At 47.5% G+C, this 18,823-nt stretch carries 19 protein-coding genes; 15 read left to right on the plus strand and 4 right to left on the minus strand.

The window, feature by feature from the left end:
- Positions 1 to 280 precede the first annotated feature (280 nt).
- Positions 281 to 883, minus strand: coding sequence for a 30S ribosomal protein S4 (gene rpsD / locus I2H74_RS07505; RefSeq protein WP_195572914.1), 603 nt, complete (start codon positions 881 to 883; stop codon positions 281 to 283).
- Between the two features lie 405 nt (positions 884 to 1,288).
- Between rpsD and I2H74_RS07510 the strand changes: the two genes are divergently transcribed.
- The 5 genes from I2H74_RS07510 to I2H74_RS07530 all read left to right on the plus strand — a co-directional run bounded on the left by I2H74_RS07510 (position 1,289) and on the right by I2H74_RS07530 (position 6,216).
- Positions 1,289 to 3,253: a sensor domain-containing diguanylate cyclase gene (locus tag I2H74_RS07510; protein ID WP_195572916.1), complete on the plus strand. Its 1,965-nt coding sequence runs from the start codon at positions 1,289 to 1,291 to the stop codon at positions 3,251 to 3,253.
- A 149-nt stretch (positions 3,254 to 3,402) separates the two neighbouring features.
- Complete coding sequence (locus tag I2H74_RS07515) at positions 3,403 to 4,170, plus strand: hypothetical protein (RefSeq protein WP_195572918.1); 768 nt, start codon at positions 3,403 to 3,405, stop codon at positions 4,168 to 4,170.
- A gap of 104 nt (positions 4,171 to 4,274) precedes the next feature.
- A complete protein-coding gene (locus I2H74_RS07520) occupies positions 4,275 to 5,390 on the plus strand; it encodes an aminopeptidase (protein ID WP_195572920.1) in 1,116 nt (371 codons plus the stop codon).
- 134 nt (positions 5,391 to 5,524) lie between these two features.
- Entirely contained in the window at positions 5,525 to 5,767 is a 243-nt protein-coding gene (locus I2H74_RS07525; RefSeq protein WP_195572922.1) for an HPr family phosphocarrier protein, read from the plus strand.
- 146 nt (positions 5,768 to 5,913) lie between these two features.
- The gene (locus tag I2H74_RS07530) at positions 5,914 to 6,216 is read left to right on the plus strand and encodes a DUF1507 family protein (protein ID WP_195572924.1); all 303 of its coding nucleotides are present in this window, start codon (positions 5,914 to 5,916) and stop codon (positions 6,214 to 6,216) included.
- Positions 6,217 to 6,267: 51 nt separating this feature from the next.
- Here I2H74_RS07530 and cax read toward each other — a convergent pair whose 3' ends face one another.
- On the minus strand, positions 6,268 to 7,359 hold the full coding sequence (gene cax / locus I2H74_RS07535) for a calcium/proton exchanger (RefSeq protein ID WP_195572926.1): 1,092 nt from the start codon (positions 7,357 to 7,359) through the stop codon (positions 6,268 to 6,270).
- A 154-nt stretch (positions 7,360 to 7,513) separates the two neighbouring features.
- Between cax and I2H74_RS07540 the strand changes: the two genes are divergently transcribed.
- Positions 7,514 to 7,900, plus strand: a complete 387-nt coding sequence (locus tag I2H74_RS07540) for an Asp23/Gls24 family envelope stress response protein (protein ID WP_195572928.1) — start codon at positions 7,514 to 7,516, stop codon at positions 7,898 to 7,900.
- Positions 7,901 to 7,916: 16 nt separating this feature from the next.
- On the opposite strand, the gene ftsW is transcribed toward I2H74_RS07540, so the two are convergent.
- Both ftsW and I2H74_RS07550 read right to left on the minus strand, forming a co-directional pair.
- A complete protein-coding gene (ftsW, locus tag I2H74_RS07545; protein WP_195573436.1) occupies positions 7,917 to 9,143 on the minus strand; it encodes a putative lipid II flippase FtsW in 1,227 nt (408 codons plus the stop codon).
- A gap of 34 nt (positions 9,144 to 9,177) precedes the next feature.
- Entirely contained in the window at positions 9,178 to 9,525 is a 348-nt protein-coding gene (locus I2H74_RS07550) for a YugN family protein (protein WP_195572930.1), read from the minus strand.
- A gap of 313 nt (positions 9,526 to 9,838) precedes the next feature.
- Here I2H74_RS07550 and I2H74_RS07555 point away from each other — a divergent pair, with 313 nt between their 5' ends.
- The 9 genes from I2H74_RS07555 (at position 9,839) to I2H74_RS07595 (ending at position 18,797) form a co-directional block, all read left to right on the plus strand.
- The gene (locus tag I2H74_RS07555; protein ID WP_195572933.1) at positions 9,839 to 11,014 is read left to right on the plus strand and encodes an amidohydrolase; all 1,176 of its coding nucleotides are present in this window, start codon (positions 9,839 to 9,841) and stop codon (positions 11,012 to 11,014) included.
- A gap of 119 nt (positions 11,015 to 11,133) precedes the next feature.
- Positions 11,134 to 11,559 carry a CBS domain-containing protein gene (locus tag I2H74_RS07560; protein ID WP_195572935.1) on the plus strand — a complete coding sequence of 142 codons (426 nt, stop codon included), beginning with the start codon at positions 11,134 to 11,136 and terminating at the stop codon, positions 11,557 to 11,559.
- 150 nt (positions 11,560 to 11,709) lie between these two features.
- Positions 11,710 to 13,425 (plus strand): DNA repair helicase XPB, encoded by a 1,716-nt coding sequence (locus I2H74_RS07565; RefSeq protein WP_195572937.1) that lies wholly within the window; start codon positions 11,710 to 11,712, stop codon positions 13,423 to 13,425.
- Positions 13,391 to 15,394, plus strand: coding sequence for a helicase-associated domain-containing protein (locus I2H74_RS07570; RefSeq protein ID WP_195572939.1), 2,004 nt, complete (start codon positions 13,391 to 13,393; stop codon positions 15,392 to 15,394). The genes I2H74_RS07565 and I2H74_RS07570 overlap by 35 nt, the downstream gene beginning before the upstream one ends.
- A gap of 36 nt (positions 15,395 to 15,430) precedes the next feature.
- On the plus strand, positions 15,431 to 15,877 hold the full coding sequence (locus tag I2H74_RS07575; protein WP_420707428.1) for a YlbF family regulator: 447 nt from the start codon (positions 15,431 to 15,433) through the stop codon (positions 15,875 to 15,877).
- Positions 15,878 to 15,904: 27 nt separating this feature from the next.
- Positions 15,905 to 16,168, plus strand: a complete 264-nt coding sequence (locus I2H74_RS07580) for a YlbG family protein (RefSeq protein WP_195572941.1) — start codon at positions 15,905 to 15,907, stop codon at positions 16,166 to 16,168.
- Between the two features lie 235 nt (positions 16,169 to 16,403).
- Complete coding sequence (locus I2H74_RS07585; protein ID WP_195572943.1) at positions 16,404 to 16,841, plus strand: hypothetical protein; 438 nt, start codon at positions 16,404 to 16,406, stop codon at positions 16,839 to 16,841.
- 148 nt (positions 16,842 to 16,989) lie between these two features.
- A complete protein-coding gene (locus I2H74_RS07590; protein WP_195572945.1) occupies positions 16,990 to 17,904 on the plus strand; it encodes a selenium metabolism-associated LysR family transcriptional regulator in 915 nt (304 codons plus the stop codon).
- Positions 17,901 to 18,797 (plus strand): PHP domain-containing protein, encoded by an 897-nt coding sequence (locus tag I2H74_RS07595; RefSeq protein WP_195572947.1) that lies wholly within the window; start codon positions 17,901 to 17,903, stop codon positions 18,795 to 18,797. The genes I2H74_RS07590 and I2H74_RS07595 overlap by 4 nt, the downstream gene beginning before the upstream one ends.
- Positions 18,798 to 18,823 lie beyond the last annotated feature (26 nt).

Below are 18,823 nucleotides of genomic sequence, written 5' to 3' on the forward strand. Positions count from 1 at the left end.
ACGCAGCGAAAAGCAATTTGTTACAAGATTAGACGAGTTCACAATCATTTATGTACAGTTTGCCGTATATTGACGGCAGAATTAATTGAGGGTGAAAGGAAAAGATATACAGAAGCAGCGAAGCAAGTGAAAAGAAAAGGGGTTAGAGAGGTGCTGTATGATGCAGCAGGACAGAAGGAGAAGGCGCAGCTGATAAACAAGGCAATAAGTAGATTTTTTAACCCAAAATAAAAAGCTGCCCCAGAGCCAGAGCATTCTGACTCGGGACAGCCCCTTATGATTAACGGCTGTAGAACTCGACGATTTGCTTCTCGTCAATTTCAGTGGACAACTCAGCGCGCTCAGGAAGACGGATGTACTTACCTTCCATAGCTGCTTCGTTGAACTCAAGGTAAGCTGGCAGGTGATGACGACCTTCCATAGCTTCCTTGATGACTTTCAAGCCACGGCTTCTTTCACGAAGGCCGATAACATCCCCTGGAGTTACCAAGTAGGAAGCGATGTCGACTTTTTTGCCGTTTACTGTAACGTGACCATGAGCTACCAATTGGCGAGCACCAGAACGAGTGTTGGAGAAGCCAAGACGGTAAACAAGGTTGTCCAAGCGGCTTTCGAGCAAGAACATGAAGTTCTCACCAGCGATACCTGGAAGCTTCACAGCGCGATCGAACAAGTTGCGGAATTGCTTCTCGTTCAAACCGTACATGTGGCGCAATTTTTGTTTTTCTTGCAATTGAACGCCGTAGCCGCTCAATTTTTTGCGTTGGTTAGGACCATGTTGTCCTGGCGCGTAGTTGCGCTTTGCCAATTCTTTACCAGTGCCGCTCAAGGAAATACCAAGACGACGGCTCAATTTAAACTTAGGACCTGTGTAACGTGCCATGTAATATTGACTCCTTTGTCTACAAAAATATAGGTTGAAATGCGGGTGTCTTCGTGTGAGTGCCATGCTGAAGCCAATTAAGAAGAGATCAATCGGATTCTTCGCATCCTCGGCTCAGGTACGAGTTCGTTCAGCCGCTGTCGCACCTGCGATGAAACTCTGAGGGTGACACAACAAATTCGCCCATATTCATCACATAATTTTATAAGAAGTAGAATACTGATGTCAAGCATAAATGTATGAGTGTCGCAATGTGTGTCAACTCGACATAATACGACGGAACTATTTTTCATTATTCGACATAGTTCTAAATACCTACTTTTTTTGCTAAAACTTATGATTCTTACTCCAAAGTATAGTATGATAGAATTGTACTATCTACTTAAGAACATAAAGGAGATCAAGATGACGGATCGTCAGTTTCCCCATCATAGATCATTAACGATAACTGAATCCTTTAAACATGATGCTGAGATGCTTCGTCAAGCAGATCGTTTATTTTCTAGCGATTGGATTGTTCCTCAGGATATTACGGAACATGATTTGCCGTATACGGAGTCATTTCTGCGGCAGGCTTATACCAACTGGCTATGGCTGATTCCAACGCGGGTTAGAGAAGAACTGGGAACGCCTGCTTTATACAGCTACGACGGGGTGCGGCTATATGAGGGATCATGGGACTTGGTGGAAGAGAATAGGGAGATTCTTAATGTAGAATTGGTCCAGCTTTCACTAAAGAGCAAGCGCATTCAGATCGACCCGGTAGGCGATTATGCATATGTAAGTGTTCCTATATCGGCTAGAGAATCTGAGCTTGTTCTATCCGTGCTGCTGTATCGAGTAGAAAAGCAGTGGACAAGCTGTGGCGCCCTCTCGATTGAAGGCTGGGCACTTCAGCTTCAGCAAGGCTTCTACCGAGAATATGAACAGATCTTTATTGACGATCTGAATCGCTCTCGTGGCCATGCTGAATTTGAAGCGAAGCGTCGAGATGCGGTATGCGATATGATTCAAACGATTCATCATCATATTGATGTCGATGCGGTATTGTCCCAGATCATGCTTGGGGTAAAGAAACTCTTGCCGACAGCTACAGCCGAAGTCTATGTCACGCAGGATCTGCGAATTGATAATCCAAGAGTCAAAGTGCTTATGTTTAAGCCTTGGGAGGATTCAATAGTCAAGCAGGCGTTTATGACAGGCAGCATCTGCTATGATCAGCGCGAGGACGGCTGTGATATTGCGCTTGCCTTGAAAGGCAAGCAAGGGGCGTATGGGGTGCTGAAGCTGATCTTCGAGCATGACATTCCGGAGTCGTCAGAGCTTCAATTCGTACAGCTGATTGTCGAAGCGGCAGGTGCAGCCTTTGAGAATGCCAAGCTACATGAACAGGCGAATGCGGTCATCCAAGAGCTCAGTTTTATTAATGATCTCACGACAAAAATCAATCAGACGCTGCATCTAAAGGAAATCTTTGATGATGCAACGGAAGAGCTTTCAAAAGTATTCCAAGCCGATTATTGCATTCTGCTGCAATATCATGATGAGCTTGCTAGATATGATCTTGTGTCCCAAAGCGTAAAAGAGGATCATGATGCCTTTCATGAACCGATCGCTTTTTATCAGCATATGTCGATCGTGAAGGAGCCGTTTATTATATCGGATGCTATGGAGCAAGGGCATGGCCACGGTGATTTCTTTGAGAATCTGAATTTGCGCTCTGTCATCGCTGCGCCGCTTGTAGCTGGAGGCGTGATCAAAGGCATCGTCATCGTAGGAGATTCCGAGCCGCGATTTTTCACCTATGACAACTTTAAGCTCCTTCAGAAGCTGGCTCAACATATGGGGCTTGCGATTGCCAATGCCACCTTGCATGCGCAGGTGAAGCATCTTGCGGATAAGGATCAATTGACAGGTTTATTTGCAAGGCATTACTTGAATCAACAAATTGATGAGCAGCAGCACAGTACACGCTGCGGTTCGCTTATCGTGATTGACATTGACTTTTTTAAGCAAATAAATGACACTTACGGCCATCTGATGGGTGATCAAATTCTTAGTCAGGTGAGCCGAATTATCAGCTCCTCTATTCGAGAAGGGGATATTGCTGCCCGTTGGGGCGGAGAAGAGATTGCGATCTATTTTCCAAATCTGCATGCCTCGAATGCTTATAAGATTGCAGAAAGGATAAGAATGCGCATCGAAAAGGAAACAGAGCCCAATATTACGGTATCGAGCGGTGTTGCACAGTGGGGTCAGCATGATGAGCAGATCAGTGTGGAAAGCCTGTTTAACCGAGCGGATATGGCCTTATATCATGCCAAGCAGATGGGGCGCAATACGATTCATATTTTTACAGACACCGAATGACTTAACGAATAACGAATATTCAATTGAGAGACGCTAGACGAGATGGTGAAGACACTGTCTCGTCTTTTTTTTGCATCCTTTTACGAATGAAAAGATGAGGTGAGCAAAGAGTGGGGCTATTTATTCGACGGGCAAGGTGGATGGCGATATTGGCCATATGTTTAGGTTTAACAGGCTGTAGATCACCAGTTGATATGCCGCCTAAGGATATCGTGACAAGATCGATAGACGGTCTATCAGGTGAGGATCATTTTGCATTTAAAGGCATGACGGAGATTCGAACAGGAGAAAGGGAAGTCTTAACGAAGAAGCTTAGGTTTGAGGGGCAGGTCCAGCACCATGAAGGGCTGCATATGAGGCTTGTCAGCCATCCAGAGAAGGAAAATACAACAACGACCCGCTGGAATCCGATTAGGCTGCTTGAGCAGCTTGGGGAAGCAAAGACGACGGTTGAGCGTGTGGAGTCGAACAAAAGCTTATACACACTGAATGCAGGAGAAGGAATGGCTCCCAAAGAGCGGGGAGTAACAGAACCGACATTTCCATTGGACGAAGCATTGGCCTTTCGTATTCATGTCGATCCAACCGATGCTAAAAAGATGTTCGAAGAGCGCCTATGGCAGGATTATGAACTAGTCGTGATTCCAAGAAAAAAGGTGCTGGAGGTTCAAAACAAGTTGAGCAAGGCGGATGCAGCGCAATTAGAAATGCAGCTTAATCAAGCCGCCTCCTCTCATCGCTCCAATTTGAAGTCGCTTCTACGTTCCTGCAAAGTCGACGCGCAGTATTTATTATGGGTCGATCGGAAATCTCAGCTTCCCTTGCGTTTAGATGGCAAGATGAAGGTGTATTATAACGGTAAGAAGAGCGTAAGTGAAACGATCCGAACGGTATCGGAGTTTACACGAACTCGCTGACTTCACGAGATGGACATGATACAATAAAATAGGTTTTGGCAACAATCACCACTGGTGCTTCAAGCATTGAGGTGGCATAGCAGTCATCTGAGGAGGAACTAGGTATGAAAGACCCGCGTATTCAACAATTAGCACACAACTTGGTACACTATTCGATTAATGTACAGCCAGGCGAGAATATTCTCGTCGAAATGATTGGCTCTGAGCGTGAATTGGTTAATTGCCTGATCGATGAGATTGGGAAAGCTGGCGGACGTCCGTTTGTTGAATTGACAGACCGTTCCGTGCTTCGCTCTTTGCTCATGAACGCATCGAAGGAGCAAATGGAAACGTGGAAGGAATTCGACCTGCTTCGCATGCAGCGCATGGATGGCTATATCGGTATCCGAGCTGGCGAGAATGCAAACGAATTGTCTGATGTTCCTGAGGAGAAGCAGAAGCTATATAATGCTCTCTACTCTCATCCTGTACATATGGAAGAGCGTGTGAAGCGCACGAAGTGGGTCGTGCTTCGCTATCCGAACGCATCGATGGCACAACTTGCGAACACATCGACTGAGGCATTTGAGGATTTCTACTTTAATGTATGCAACCTCGACTACTCGAAGATGGATCGTGCGATGGATGCTCTTAAAGATTTGATGGAGCGTACAGACAAAGTTCGCTTTGTAGGACCGGGTACAGATCTCAGCTTCTCCATTCGCGACATTGCAGCAATCAAATGCTCCGGACAACGCAATATTCCAGACGGCGAAGTATACACTGCTCCGGTAAGAGATTCTGTCAACGGTACGATTACGTACAATACGCCGACCTTGTACAACGGTACGACGTTTGAGAACATTTCCTTTACCTTTGAAAACGGCAAGATCGTAGACGCTAAGAGCAATGACACAGCTCGCCTAAACGATATTCTTGATTCCGATGAGGGAGCTCGTTATATTGGGGAATTCGCAATTGGCGTGAATCCGTACATTCTTCATCCGATGAAGGATATCCTATTTGACGAGAAGATCGCGGGAAGCATTCACTTCACCCCAGGTCAAGCTTATGAGGAAGCGGACAACGGAAACCGTTCTTCGATTCACTGGGATCTTGTGCTGATTCAGCGTCCTGAATATGGCGGCGGAGAGATGTACTTCGATGATGTTCTTGTCCGCAAGGATGGTCTCTTTGTGGTTCCAGAATTGGAGCCGTTGAACCCCGAATATTTGAAATAATTAGCTAAGCGACTAATTGATGGAAATACCACTATTTTCAGAATGAAAACCCTTGCAGGCATAGGGTCTTCAAGGTATGATGATGGTAGTAAGTGAACATACTTCAATATTTCTCATTATATGGAGGGATTACGATGTCCGACAACACGGCAGTAGTAGAAATTTCCCAAAAAGCAAACCAATTCCGATCTTCCATTGTTCTACAAGCAGAGAACAAATACATCGATGTGAAAAGTATTTTGGGGTTGTTCACAACATTGGTAGGCAATCATGCGTATGAGCTTCATGTTCATGGTCCAGATGCTGAAGAAGCGAAGACTGCCATGGCAGAAGTATTCAATAAGCATGGTTTGAATGTAACCGTTGTAAGTGAATAATGAAAGTCCAGACGAACTGCACAAAAAGCCGAGAAATCGAGAATCATTCTCGGCTTTTTGTGTTTGTCTCTTGTGTTCAACATCATGATAGTCTAATATGGTGAATAGAACAATCATGATTTCCGGGTCATAGGGGGGAAATTGGCATGACTTCGTCGAATTCGATGCAGCAATTAAATGACAAGGCGCTGACCCTGTTAGAAGAGGAAGCGTCTCAGATAGAGAAGCTTATTCAGGTTCAGATGGAGAACCTAGCGACTCGTTACTGCCCTCTCTATGAGGAAGTGTTGGACACGCAGATGTATGGCTTCTCACGACAGGTTGATTTCGCAGTGAAGGCGGAGCTTATCGATGAGAATCTAGGTAAGCAGCTTGTTAGCAAGCTGGAGCGCAATCTTGCTACATTGTATGAAGCACTTGAGAAATCACTGCGCAATGCAAAGTCATAATAAAAAGCTTGAATGACATATAGCGTCATTCAAGCTTTTTTTTGTTGCTCTTTAGGCTGGAATCAGATAGAAGGAAGCTCCCAGTATCACGTATACGACCAGCAGCAGCAGTCCTTCGTACCAGTTGGTCCGGCCATCCTGTGAGATCGATTTGGCAATAAAGACGGACACCATAATCGCAACAATCTCGATGATGGAGAATACATAGTCCATCGTGTTTCCAAAAGCGGCACTCACAAAGACTAACACCGGAGCAACGAACAAGGCGATTTGCAGGCTGCTTCCGATGGCAATTTCTACAGATGCGCCGACTTTGTTTTTCATCGCAAGGAAGATGGCAGCAGCATGCTCTGCGGCATTTCCCACAATGGCAATGACGAAAGCGCCGATAAAGAGCTCATTCATACCGAACTGCACAGACAATGCATCAAGCGTGCCCACAAGCCACTCGCTGGCAAAGGCGACCATAACGGTTGCGATCACAAGCATAAGGATGGATGTCGTCTTGCTCCAGGCAGGGCCATCCTCGACATGCGGTTCTTCTTGCTTTTGCTCTTCTGCCAAAATATCTTTATGTGTCATCATGGAGAAGACAAGCCATAGTATGTACGATAGGATAAGTACCCCTGCAACGATAAGGCTTAGGGTGGTCACAGACTGCGAGGAGATCGTATGGGTATTGAAGAAGACGGCGGGTACGAATAAAGCAATTGTGGCTAGGACCATCAAGGAGCCGTTCATTTTTGCTAGATCGACATTAAAAGATTGCACCTTGTACTTTAAGCCCCCGCAGAATAAGCTAAGTCCAAGTACAAACAACAGGTTGCCGATAATGGAGCCCGTTAAGCTTGCCTTCACCATCTCAAACATGCCTTCTTTGACGAGGAAGATGGCAATGATGAGCTCTGTGGCGTTCCCGAAGGTAGCATTCAGAAAGCCCCCGATTCGTTCGCCTGCATAATGGGCGACACTTTCGGTTGCCTTGCCGAGAAAGGCGGCAAGCAGCAAGATGGCTCCGGCTGAGAGAATGAAGTTTAAGATCATTCCCCAATGTAAGTAATGGCCTGCTGCGCTAGCGATAAAAAGCGCAACAAGCACGCCGTAAAATAGTTTTGTCTTCACGTTCTTTTTCCTCCATAACATAGGTTCTTCTTAAGTAAGATGAACGGTTTTAATTACCAATATACCTCGCCGAGTTCTTATTCTACACCTATTAGCAAAAGTTGAAAATACGTGTTTGATTTCACGAAATTGGTTCAGTACAATAAAGGTAAGAATGAAAAGGAGGATGACGTCGATGGCAGAGGAACAATTGTTGAATGAGGAAGGAAATATTCGAATTTCGAATGATGTCGTCGCGACCATCGCCGGCATCGCTGCCTTGGAGACGCCAGGGATTGCTGCGATGTCTGGAGGGCTATCTGAAGGATGGGCTAAGCGACTGGGCGGCAAAAACGTACAGAAGGGTGTAACCGTAGAGGTTGGTCAGGTTGAAACGGCAATTGATCTTCGCGTTATTGTCATTTATGGAATGCCTATTCAAGAGGTTTGCCGACAGCTTCAACTTAATGTACGCGAAGCGGTTCAGAATATGACAGGACTTTCCGTCGTGGAGATCAATGTAAAGGTTGAGGGTGTGGACTTCAAGGATGAAGAGCCCGAAGAGATCCTTCGCATTAAATAATGGGTAGAAAAAAAGACTACACAGGCCGTATTGGCCGGTAGTCTTTTCTATGTTCAGTAGGACTTTTCCTCTCGGTCTTCTCTTGCACCGTCCGATTGGACTCCCTCGAGATGCTTAGCAGTATTCCGATGCTCGCCATCGTTATAAATAAGGATGTTCCCCCCGCACTAATGAACGGCAGGGTTACCCCCGTAATCGGAATCGTTCGCGTGACTCCTCCGATATTAATAAAGGCTTGTATCGCAATATTGCCGATAATGCCGACTCCCACCAGCGTTCCGAAAATGTCCGGACAGCGCAGCGCAATCAGCAATCCACGCAATACAAAGTAGGCGTAGAAGCAAAGAAAGATAGTTGTCCCGATAAATCCCAGCTCTTCTGCAATAACCGCAAAGATAAAGTCGTTGTACGGATAGGGCAGATACAAGAGCTTCTGGATGCTTTGTCCGAAGCCTGCGCCTGTCCAACCACCATGAGCGATTGCTTTTAGCGATTGAAGCAGGTTATAGCTCGCATTCTGTGCATCGTGGAATGGGTCCAGCCAAGACTGGATACGTCCCATCTTATAGTCACTGCCTGTACCATCTGAAGGAATTAGCATGTTGATACCGAGTACCGTCACAATGCCAAGCAGGCCGACGAGCGCGCAGTTCAGGATGTGCTTAAGATTTGCGCCGCCTGCTATAACGATGATTCCTGCCGTTATCGCAATGATGAAGGCCGAACCGAAGTCAGGCTGAAGCATAATGAGACCGATCACGAATCCTACGATGATCATAACAGGGAACAATCCCCGTTTGAACTCTCTAAACTTCTCGCCCTTCTTTGTGATCAGAGCGGATAAATACAGCACCATGGCGATCTTTGCAATCTCAGTAGGCTGAATACTAATTGGCCCTAATCGAAACCAGCTTCTGGCGCCGTTAATGGAAGCACCGAAGTATGGAACGAGCAAGAGAAGGATAGCTGTAACAATAAATAAAGGCAAAAACCACTTTTTATAAAACTGATACGGGATATTCATCGCAATAAGCATCGCAATGAGTCCAAGTACGGCCCACATCAGCTGACGTTTGACGAAGTAGAAGGCATCGAAGTTGTATAGCTTTGAAACGGCAGCAGTATTAGAACTCGCACTAAATACCATGACGACACCGAATCCCACAAGCAGTAAGGTCAGCACAAGCAGTTGGAAGTCTGGCGTACCTTTACTGAGCCGAGGAGCCGGGGGTTTACGCTGCATGGTTTTATAAGATGTTCGATTCAAGGAGAAACCCCTAAGCAGCCAAGGCTTGCTTCAATTGCTCAAGCTTTTGCTTTGCTGTTTTCAGAATGTTCTGAGGAATCGGAGTTTCGTAATCAACACCGTGCGGGAAGGATGCACGTCCCATGTAGACTGCTTCGATTTGCAGGAGCGCGTCAGGCTTCTCGAGCTTTCCTTCCGTTACGCGCGTATTAATACGAACGTAATAATCCTCATGATTCTGTTTATCCTCGATCTTTAGATCGTATGTAGCGCGATAGTATTCCCATTGCCCACGAAAAAAGCCGAGTTCTTCAGATACTTCGTCTAAGTAGGCTAATTCTGATACAAGACCATTCAGGCCTGAATTCTCAATAATCATGTGCCATTTCCTCCTTAAATTCTACAGTCGCCAACTTCAATCTATTCCATGATAGTATGTTTGAACCCGTTCTGCAAGATAGCTGGAGGATCAATGTCTACGGAAGAGAAAGGAAATGATGTGACAAATTCGTGAATTAATATACAACGTGCTTGTCTCTATAATTCCTATTTAAAGGAAAGGGGTGGCTAATAAATGTAAGCTGAGTGTGAGCGCATGATTCGCAAGAATCCTGCATGCAACGCTAAAAGAGGTTATGCTACAATAGAATCCAAACCGATCGATAGTACGATGGGAGAGGACGTTGAGGACTATGGACAATTGGAGCATTCATCAGGATGAATGGAACTTCGAAGATACGATCCAATGGCGCAGATATCTACATATGCATCCTGAGCTTTCTTATCAGGAAAAAGAAACGTCAGCTTTTATCGCTCAGAAGCTAGTGGAATTCGGATGGAATGTGAAAAGGAACGTGGGCGGCTACGGCGTCGTCGGGACGATCCGAAATGGAGAAGGGCCTGTCGTTGCGCTTCGCGCGGATATGGATGCCCTTCCGATTCAAGACGAGAAAAAATGCGAATATCGTTCAACCGTAGACAATGTCATGCATGCCTGCGGCCATGATGGCCACGTTGCATCTTTGCTCAGCACTGCGAGAATGCTGGCGAAGCATAAAGAGAAGTGGAGTGGCGAGATTCGTCTAATCTTCCAGCCGGCGGAAGAGGTAAGTCCAGGAGGTGCGCAGGCCATGATCAAGGAAGGCGTCCTGAAAGGCGTCAATGCTATCTATGGCGTTCACCTCTGGTCACCGCTCGAGACGGGAAAGATCGCTACACGTGCAGGAGCGATGATGGCGGCTGTGGATGACTTTAGCCTTACGATCCACGGGAAGGGCGGCCACGGCGGAATACCGAATGCATGCGTGGATACCGTAGTCATTGGTGCAGCCATTGTGCAGCAGCTGCAGACGATCGTAAGCCGGAATGTTTCTCCGCTTGAGCCGGCGGTTATTACAGTGGGGTCCTTGCAGGCAGGAAGCACGCAGAATGTGATCGCGGACCGCGCCAAGTTGAAAGGGACGGTGCGATCCTTTCATCCCGAGGTGCGCAAGCTTCTGCGAGAAAGACTAGAGACAATGATTGAGCATATTTGCGCGATGCATGGCGCCACTTACCAGCTGGATTATAAGGTGGGTTATCCAGCTGTCGTTAATCCGGTGGAAGAAGTCGAGAGAGTAGAACGCGTGGTGAAGGAGATCTTTGGAGAGGAAGCGGTGGCCTCAACGGATATGATGATGCCAGCAGAAGACTTCTCCTATTATTTGAAGGAAGTTCCCGGCTGCTTTGTGTTTGTTGGCGCAGGCAACAGGGAAGCCGCTCAATTCCCTCATCACCATCCCCGTTTTGATATTGAGGAAATTTCGATGCAATATGCGTCTAAGCTGCTGATGATGTTGGCGCTTGATGCTTTGGACACTTATAAATAAGCAGGCTTGCAAGGATAAACGAATAGAACGGCGATATAAGGGGAAATCTATCCAAGAATGATAAGAACTTGGAGGTTTCCTCTTTTTCATATCTCAACTTGAACAGGAGTGATGAGCTCATGTCCCAGATCAAGGATGTTATGTCTCAGCCTACCGCAACACTAACGACGCAGGATAATGTATATGAGGCGGCTGTGCTGATGAAGCAATACAATGTAGGGTTCATTCCCGTGCTTGAACAAGATAGGGTCGTTGGCCTATTAACGGACCGTGATATCGTTGTTCGAGGCATTGCTGAGAAGAAGCCCAATTCTTCTAGAATTCGTCATGTAATGACAGAGCAGCTAATCACGATTTCTCCAGATCAATCTATTGATGAGGCAGCAGATCTTATGGCTGAGCATCAAATTCGGCGTCTGCTTGTAGTAGACAACGGAAAGCTTGTTGGCATCGTATCGCTCGGCGATTTGGCCGTTCGAACTCCTTTAATGGATGAAGCGAGCCATGCCCTAAGTGAGATTTCAGAATCGCCTTATACGCACTAGACAAGTTTAGGGATCTGCACAGGTTCATCTCCTATCTCATGAAGGATTTTTTCCTTATGTGCAGGAGATGGACTTTTTTTATATGGTCGGTATATAGGGTGTTGGGCTGGATTCTTTCATTCATTAGCAAATGACAGGAGGTTCGGATACATGAAGCGCTCGTTCGACTTGATCGTCCAGCAGGATTTAACGCTGCTCGTCTACGACAAAAGCCCTCACTACGATAACATTCGCCTATCGATCCAGCGTTTCTCGATGCTGGTTAAGCATCCTGTGGGGATTCATACCTTTCGGATGTCGCCCATCACGTTATGGAATGCTGCTGCCATAGGCATGAAGAGTGACGAAGTCATCTCTGCTTTAGAGCAGTATGCATCCGCTCCTGTTCCAATGAAGGTAAAACAGGATATCACGCTTTGGATGGATCGATATGGCCTGTTCACGCTTGAAGGTGAAGAAGGCTCTGACATACTGCTGCTTCGCTGCAGGGATGTCCATGTCCTAAGCCGGATGATGCAGGATGGGGAAATTGGACTTCTGATAAGCGGAAAACTAGCGGAGGATTGCGTGATTGTCCAGCCGAAAAATCGAGGAAGGATTAAGCGAGACCTGGCTAGAGCCGGTTATCCGATTATCGATCGGGTGGGTTATCGTGAAGGGGAAAGGCTTTCCTTTTCATTGGCAGACCCTGCTGATGAGGGAAAAGGGCGGACTTTCAGCCTCAGAAGCTATCAGCAGGAGGCCGTGCAGGCATTTATAGGCTCCGAGACACTGCCAGGAGGCGATGGCGTTGTGGTGCTTCCGTGCGGAGCAGGAAAGACGGTTGTGGGAATCGGAGCAATCGCCGCGCTTCAAAGCGAAACCTTAATCCTGACGTCCAATGCAACTTCTGTTAAGCAGTGGAAGGCAGAGCTTCTAAGGAAGACAACGCTTCGTGAGGATCAGATCGGCACTTACACATCGACTGAAAAAGAGGTTCGCCCGATCACGATCTCTACGTATCAGATGATGACGTTCCGCCGTTCTGACGAGGACGAATGGATTCATATGCGGCTCTTCCATGAGCGCAATTGGGGGTTGCTTATTTATGATGAGGTGCACCTGCTTCCAGCCCCGGTTTTTCGTACAACAGCAGACCTCCAAGCCGCAAGGCGGTTAGGGCTGACAGCCACGCTTGTGCGCGAGGACGGCTGCGAGAAGGACGTATTCTCCCTTATAGGACCAAAGCGCTATGAACAGCCTTGGAAGAGCCTCGAGAAGGAAGGCTGGATCGCGACGGTACATTGCGTGGAGGTGCGCGTAGATATGGAAGAAGAGACGCATGAGCGCTATCTGGCTGCATCTGAACGGGAAAAAGCACGTATTGCAGGTGAAAATGAGCAAAAGGAGCTTGTTGTGAACCGTCTGCTTGAGCGACATGCTTCTGCGCCTACCTTAATCATCGGGCAATATTTGAACCAGCTAAGGACGTTGTCCGAACGGCTCCGTATCCCGTTAATGACAGGAGAGACTCCACAGCAGGAGAGGGAAAGGCTGTATCAGCAGTTTCGCTCCGGAGAGCTTCGAAGCCTGATTGTATCCAAGGTAGCGAACTTTGCAGTCGACTTGCCGGATGCCACGATTGCCATCCAAGTGTCAGGAAGTTTCGGGTCGCGGCAAGAAGAAGCGCAGCGTATCGGACGGGTGCTTCGGCCTAAATCCGATGGAAGAGAGGCTTATTTCTATTCAGTAGTTACAGATCGGTCGAAAGAGCAGGAGTTTGCGAGAAAAAGACAGTTATTTTTAGCGGAACAGGGCTACACTTATGATGTGATGAAAGGAGAGGGAATCTATGAAGTTGAGTCAGTTGAGAATGATGATGCCTAGGACGGATGACGAACATCCAGTCGCTCAGAAGTGGCGCAAGTATGAGCAGTCTGAGCAGGCGATCATCGATGTTTATGAAAGACTGTCTCCCGAGCTGAAAAAAATATATAAGGTGCTTATGCAGCTTGCAGGCCCTCTCCCTTTTGATCAGCATAAGCTTGAGGCGTGGAATGGACAATGCGAGGAATGTCCGATCGGTTATGTGTGCGCAGCTTTGCCCGTTTATATGGGGCTAGGCTTGCTAGCACCCTTAAAGTGGTCGTGGGATGAGACACTATACGTCATTCCTAGAGACATATACGAAGCTGTCTTAAGTAGACAGGCGGAAGAGCGGCTCAACGACAAGGATGTTCAATACGAGGGCAGTCTCCTTGATCTGAGTCCTGTACCGCCCTCTTCATCCATTGAAGCGGGTGAAGGAGTAGTTCATGATTTATTTCGCTTGATGGTGATGGCAGCAAAAGGCGAGCTTTCGTTGACGTCGAAAGGCTTGCTGCCGAAAAAGACGATTCAGCGTATAGAAGGCGCGCTGCAGATCAAAAGTGACGGGTTGACCGCGTGCAATGTTCAATTTTCCCCTTTGCCGTTTGCTTCACCTGCGCTTTCATTTCTGCTTGATATCGCATGTTCACTTAAGATGCTGACGAAGCATGCTGATCGGTATCAAGCTGAACCTAACCAGTTGAAGCACTGGCTTGCATGTTCGCCGGAGGAATGGAGGCAGGCGATATATGATGCGGTTCTGGAACAATATTTGCCGCAAGAAATCGATCTGCATCAGGGGATTATTGAGCTGGCGCTTGGTGGACATGCCTCCGAGTGGCGATCCGTACAAGGAATGACGGCGTCCGTTCAGGCATTGTATCACAAGCCGCAAAGGTTGCTAGACAAGCTTCAAGCATGGCTGCTAGCCGCTCATACCCTAGGGCTGTGCGACCTTGGAGAGTGCGCTGGCGAATGGTTCTATCGCTGGCAAGTTTCGAAGGTGAAGATGATCTCCGAGCCGGCTTGGGAGATTTCCCCGTCGTTATTTGTACAGCCAGACTTTGAGATTATCGCTGCGCCGGAATGCTCGTTCTCCGTTCGCTATGAGCTTGAGATGATTGCAGAGCTTCAAGCATCAGAGCCCTTAGCCATCTATCGGCTGACGAAGGATTCCTTTGTTCAAGCTGCCGGCAGGGGACGGAGCTCTAGTTTTATTCATCATTTTTTGAAGGAGCATGCTGTGGATGATCTTCCGGATGCGATCGTGGATGCCCTTCAGCAATGGTCTCTTCAATTAGGGAGGGCTTATTTTCAAGAAGTTTTGCTTGTACGATGCAAGGATGAGGAGGCAGCACTTCAAATTCAGCGCGAATGTGAGAGGGAATTGGCTCAAGGCATTCTGGTGCCTATAGGCAGTTTAGACTATATCGTTGTAGCCGATAAGGCGGATGAGGTTGCACAGCGACTCATGCGATTAGGCTTATTTTCACCAGATTCCATAGGTTCAAAAGGGAATGACAAGCTGGAATGCCCACCAGTCATATCGAACTATCTTGCTCATGAAAAGAAGGAGAATGATGAGCGAACAGGGTGTGTTGAGCGGTTCGCCTCGGATGATTTGAAAGGAACAGTTTACAGTACTGGTAGCTTGCAGTATTATGAAATGGACGCGGTAATTTCAGAAGCGAATGCCGCATCAGCACCGTATAATCGACTTCCAGAGATGTGGACCAAGTCGATGCGTACGTATCATGCTTCAACGATGAAGGAGCTGATTCAGACTGCGATTGAGCTGAAATTGTCGATTGAAGTAGAGCTTCAACATGAAGAACGAAGACAGCTTACCCCATGGCGTCTTCAGGGCACGCCCGCTGAGCTTACGCTCCTTGAGGCTTCTATGGACAACAGCAATCGATTGAATCGGGAATCCTTTGACCCGAAGCAGTTCAGAGGCGTACGCATTCTGCTTCCAGCATGGCTCTGAGAGTGATTGCGGTAGCCTTAATGAGAATTGAGCGTGATAATCGTGCAGCAACATGAAGTTGTCGATATGGCCGCTCTGCTTACTCATGCGTATGAACTTGGTGACATGATTAAGGATTCGGCCGAAGTGGCGAATTATTTATATTGGAAAGTTAGGGTGGAATCGCATCAGGAAGCCCAGCAGATAATCAAAGAATTCGCACGCAAGAAGGAAGCGTTCACGGAAACGGAGCGCTTTGGACATTTCCATCCAGATTATCATAAGGCAAAGGCAGAGGTGAAGGAGGCGGAGCTTCAACTCGATCAGATAGAGGAGATCCGCATGTTCAAACAAGCGGAATCAGCGCTCGATGAGATGTTATACGAGCTGTCCGAATCCATTGCCCACGCTGTATCCGATACGATCAAAGTGCCTAGCAATCAGCTTAAGCCTTCAGGCGGCTGTGGAAATGGCTGCAGCGGCAGCTGTTCGAGCTGCGGCTAGTCGTATGAATGGAAAGAGAGGTTACGCATGTTTCCAGTACGTACAGGATTAATCATATGGGTTAGCGATGTGAAGGCGGCTCGCAACCTGGAGAAGTACGGTAGTCTTCACTATATTTCTAGAAAAATGCATTATGCCGTGTTATACGTCAATGCAGAATTCGTAGAGGATACGATGAAGAATATTAAAAGACTTCCATATGTAAAAAAGATCGAAAGATCCTATCGCAATGAGCTGAAGACGGAATTCAGCGGTCAGTTTGAAGAGAAGACGCGGTTCTACGGCATGTAGGGCACCCGCTCATGAACGCTATAGCATCAATTGCCAAGCAGGCAGGGAAGACATCCTAGATGTAGGGTGTTTTCGCTGCCTATTTGCTTTATTCACAGAATATTCACTAGATGTTAAAGTTTCCCTAAAAAAGTGTAAAAATGTATGTACTAAACTTGTGAATAGCATACGTATCATGTAATATAATGGGTAATTGTCTAGATAAAAAGACCTAATATGGTGGAGAGTGGTAGCTGTGAGGGACAAGGTGATGGAGCGATGGAGCACGTATGAACCGTTCTATGTCATGCTAGGCGATAAGAAAATAGCGGACATCGTCATAACTAACCATGCTAAGACTCGCTTTGATGACCGCATTTCGCATGCTGATACGAATACGGAAAGCATTGCGGAATGGATGTGGGATTGCTTGAAGCAGCAGCGAATCTCCTCTTACTACCGCAATGAAGAAGACGTGTACCTCATTGATGACGACATTGTGTTTGTTGCGGAATTCGTACCGTCTGAGCAGGATATGGATTTAGCAGGCAATCCGCTGATGAAGATGATCGTGGTGACGTACCTGGGGCGAATGTCCGAGACGATGGAGCTGAGGGATCTAAAGACGTATTATTCCTGGCTTCGTCACTCTAGGCGAATGACCTTGGTGAAGAATTCACGAAAGCGACGGTAGCTTGATAATAGATAAAAGATGAGAGCAAGCTTTGAGCCGCGTGAATCGCTGTACCTCGTTTGGGGTACGGCTTTTTGCGTAGTGGGTGTAATTTGGCTTGTGATATAATATAGGCTAAGACGGCTTCAAAGAAGGGACGATAGATGCGATGGGAGTCAGCTTTCACCAACTGCATATTTTTTATACCGTAGCGACCAAGGGCAGCTTCTCTGCAGCAGCCCATGCGCTTCATATGACCCAGCCTGCAGTGACGATGCAAATTCAATCGCTGGAGGATTATTTCGGGACAAAGCTGTTTCATCGCTCAACGAAGAAGCTCTCTATTTCAGATGCAGGAAGAACGCTGCTGCCTTATGCGCGGCGAAGCATTGATCTGGTGCATGAGACGGAGCAGGCTATGGCAGTATTTACAAATGAACTGCACGGCAAGCTTCAGCTTGGTGCGAGCCTGACGATCGGCGAATATGTGCTGCCGCACCTGCTAGGAGCATTTGGTGCGAAGCACCCTCAAATGACACTCAATATGAAGGTTATGAATACAACGCAAATTGTAGAAGGGATTTTGCATCATCAGCTTGATCTTGGACTAGTAGAAGCACCTGTGACGGAACCAGGGGTGATTGTAGAGGCAGTGATGTCCGATGAGCTGATGCTGATCGTGCCGAAGAACCACGCTTTGGCCGGTAGAGAGACGGTGACGATGCATGAACTGATGAGCTGCTCGTTCATTATGCGAGAGCAGGGCTCTGGCACTAGGCTTGTGATGGAGGAAGCGCTCCGGAATAACGGTGTGGATCTTACGGCATTGTCGATTGCCATGGAACTCGGAAGCACGGGAGCGGTGAAGTCGGCAGTAGAAGCAGGGCTTGGCGTTACCATGCTGTCACCTTCAGCTGTGCGCCATGAGCGTGCGCTTGGCTTAGTGGATACATTGCGCGTGGAAGGGCTGTCCCTGAAGCGCCAATTCTATGCGGTTCACCGCAAGGATGGCGTATTGACATGGCCGGCAACCGCTTTTTTAACGTTTTTACGACAGCAAAAGGAAGGGGCCGATGAAAAATGAGTGAATCTCTATACGATCCAAAAGGAATTCCCGCATTGAACGGCGGTGCGGATTTACATACACATACGACTGCTTCGGACGGGATGGAGGAGCCATCCTCAAACGTTAGGCTCGCTAAGCAAGCGGGGCTCGATGCGATTGCGATCACCGATCATGATACGGTTGCAGGGCTTAAGGAAGCGCGCGAAGAAGCGGAGAAGCTTCAGATCGAGCTCGTTCCCGGCGTGGAAATTAGCACGGTTGAGGAAGGTATTGATATTCATGTTCTCGGTTACTTTATCGATGCGAACGACCCGATCTTTCTTGAGCGGTTGAAAGGACTAAGAAATACCCGCGATATTCGCAATCACATGCTGGTTGAGAAGCTTACAGAGCTTGGGATTCCGCTCACGATGGAAGATGTGATAGCTGAATTGGATCGTCCGCTTGCAGAGGGTGAAACGGTGGGACGTCCTCATATTGCGGATGCGCTCGTGCGAAGAGGAGCGGCTAAGAATATGAAGGATGCCTTCGACCGTTATCTAGGCAAGGACGGGGCAGCTTATGTAAATCCTCCGCGCATTCGTCCGCTTGACGCAGCAACCTGGATTCGAGAAGCGGGGGGCGCAGTTGTGCTCGCTCATCCGGGATTATACGACAATGATGAGCTCGTAGAGCGCATTGTGAATGAGATCAAGCCGGATGGCATTGAAGTATGGCACTCGGATCATCTTGAAGCAGATGCGTCCAGATATCATGCGCTGGCAGCGCGCCTTGGCGTGCTTATGACTGCAGGATCAGACTTCCATGGTGCTCGCCAAGGGGATGTGTTTCACGGTGCTTTAGGCAGCCGTAGGATCTATATAAGCGTGGTAGAGCGTTTGAAAAACATTGCTCAGCAGAGATCACATTAAGTTATGAGCTAGAGGGAGTGCCTTTA

Origin of the sequence: Paenibacillus sp. 1001270B_150601_E10, from assembly GCF_015558675.1 — a bacterium.
GTDB lineage: Bacteria > Bacillota > Bacilli > Paenibacillales > Paenibacillaceae > Paenibacillus_B.

Excerpts from the sequence above, each read along its gene's own strand:
- I2H74_RS07565 (WP_195572937.1), top strand. The coding sequence starts at position 11,710 with ATGAAGCGCTCGTTCGACTTGATCGTCCAGCAGGATTTAACGCTGCTC.
- I2H74_RS07595 (WP_195572947.1), top strand. The coding sequence starts at position 17,901 with ATGAGTGAATCTCTATACGATCCAAAAGGAATTCCCGCATTGAACGGC.
- I2H74_RS07590 (WP_195572945.1), top strand. The coding sequence starts at position 16,990 with ATGGGAGTCAGCTTTCACCAACTGCATATTTTTTATACCGTAGCGACC.
- I2H74_RS07555 (WP_195572933.1), top strand. The coding sequence starts at position 9,839 with ATGGACAATTGGAGCATTCATCAGGATGAATGGAACTTCGAAGATACG.
- cax (WP_195572926.1), bottom strand. The coding sequence starts at position 7,359 with ATGTTATGGAGGAAAAAGAACGTGAAGACAAAACTATTTTACGGCGTG.
- I2H74_RS07540 (WP_195572928.1), top strand. The coding sequence starts at position 7,514 with ATGGCAGAGGAACAATTGTTGAATGAGGAAGGAAATATTCGAATTTCG.
- I2H74_RS07560 (WP_195572935.1), top strand. The coding sequence starts at position 11,134 with ATGTCCCAGATCAAGGATGTTATGTCTCAGCCTACCGCAACACTAACG.
- I2H74_RS07520 (WP_195572920.1), top strand. The coding sequence starts at position 4,275 with ATGAAAGACCCGCGTATTCAACAATTAGCACACAACTTGGTACACTAT.
- I2H74_RS07525 (WP_195572922.1), top strand. The coding sequence starts at position 5,525 with ATGTCCGACAACACGGCAGTAGTAGAAATTTCCCAAAAAGCAAACCAA.
- ftsW (WP_195573436.1), bottom strand. The coding sequence starts at position 9,143 with ATGCAGCGTAAACCCCCGGCTCCTCGGCTCAGTAAAGGTACGCCAGAC.
- I2H74_RS07550 (WP_195572930.1), bottom strand. The coding sequence starts at position 9,525 with ATGATTATTGAGAATTCAGGCCTGAATGGTCTTGTATCAGAATTAGCC.
- I2H74_RS07510 (WP_195572916.1), top strand. The coding sequence starts at position 1,289 with ATGACGGATCGTCAGTTTCCCCATCATAGATCATTAACGATAACTGAA.
- rpsD (WP_195572914.1), bottom strand. The coding sequence starts at position 883 with ATGGCACGTTACACAGGTCCTAAGTTTAAATTGAGCCGTCGTCTTGGT.
- I2H74_RS07530 (WP_195572924.1), top strand. The coding sequence starts at position 5,914 with ATGACTTCGTCGAATTCGATGCAGCAATTAAATGACAAGGCGCTGACC.
- I2H74_RS07580 (WP_195572941.1), top strand. The coding sequence starts at position 15,905 with ATGTTTCCAGTACGTACAGGATTAATCATATGGGTTAGCGATGTGAAG.
- I2H74_RS07570 (WP_195572939.1), top strand. The coding sequence starts at position 13,391 with ATGAAGTTGAGTCAGTTGAGAATGATGATGCCTAGGACGGATGACGAA.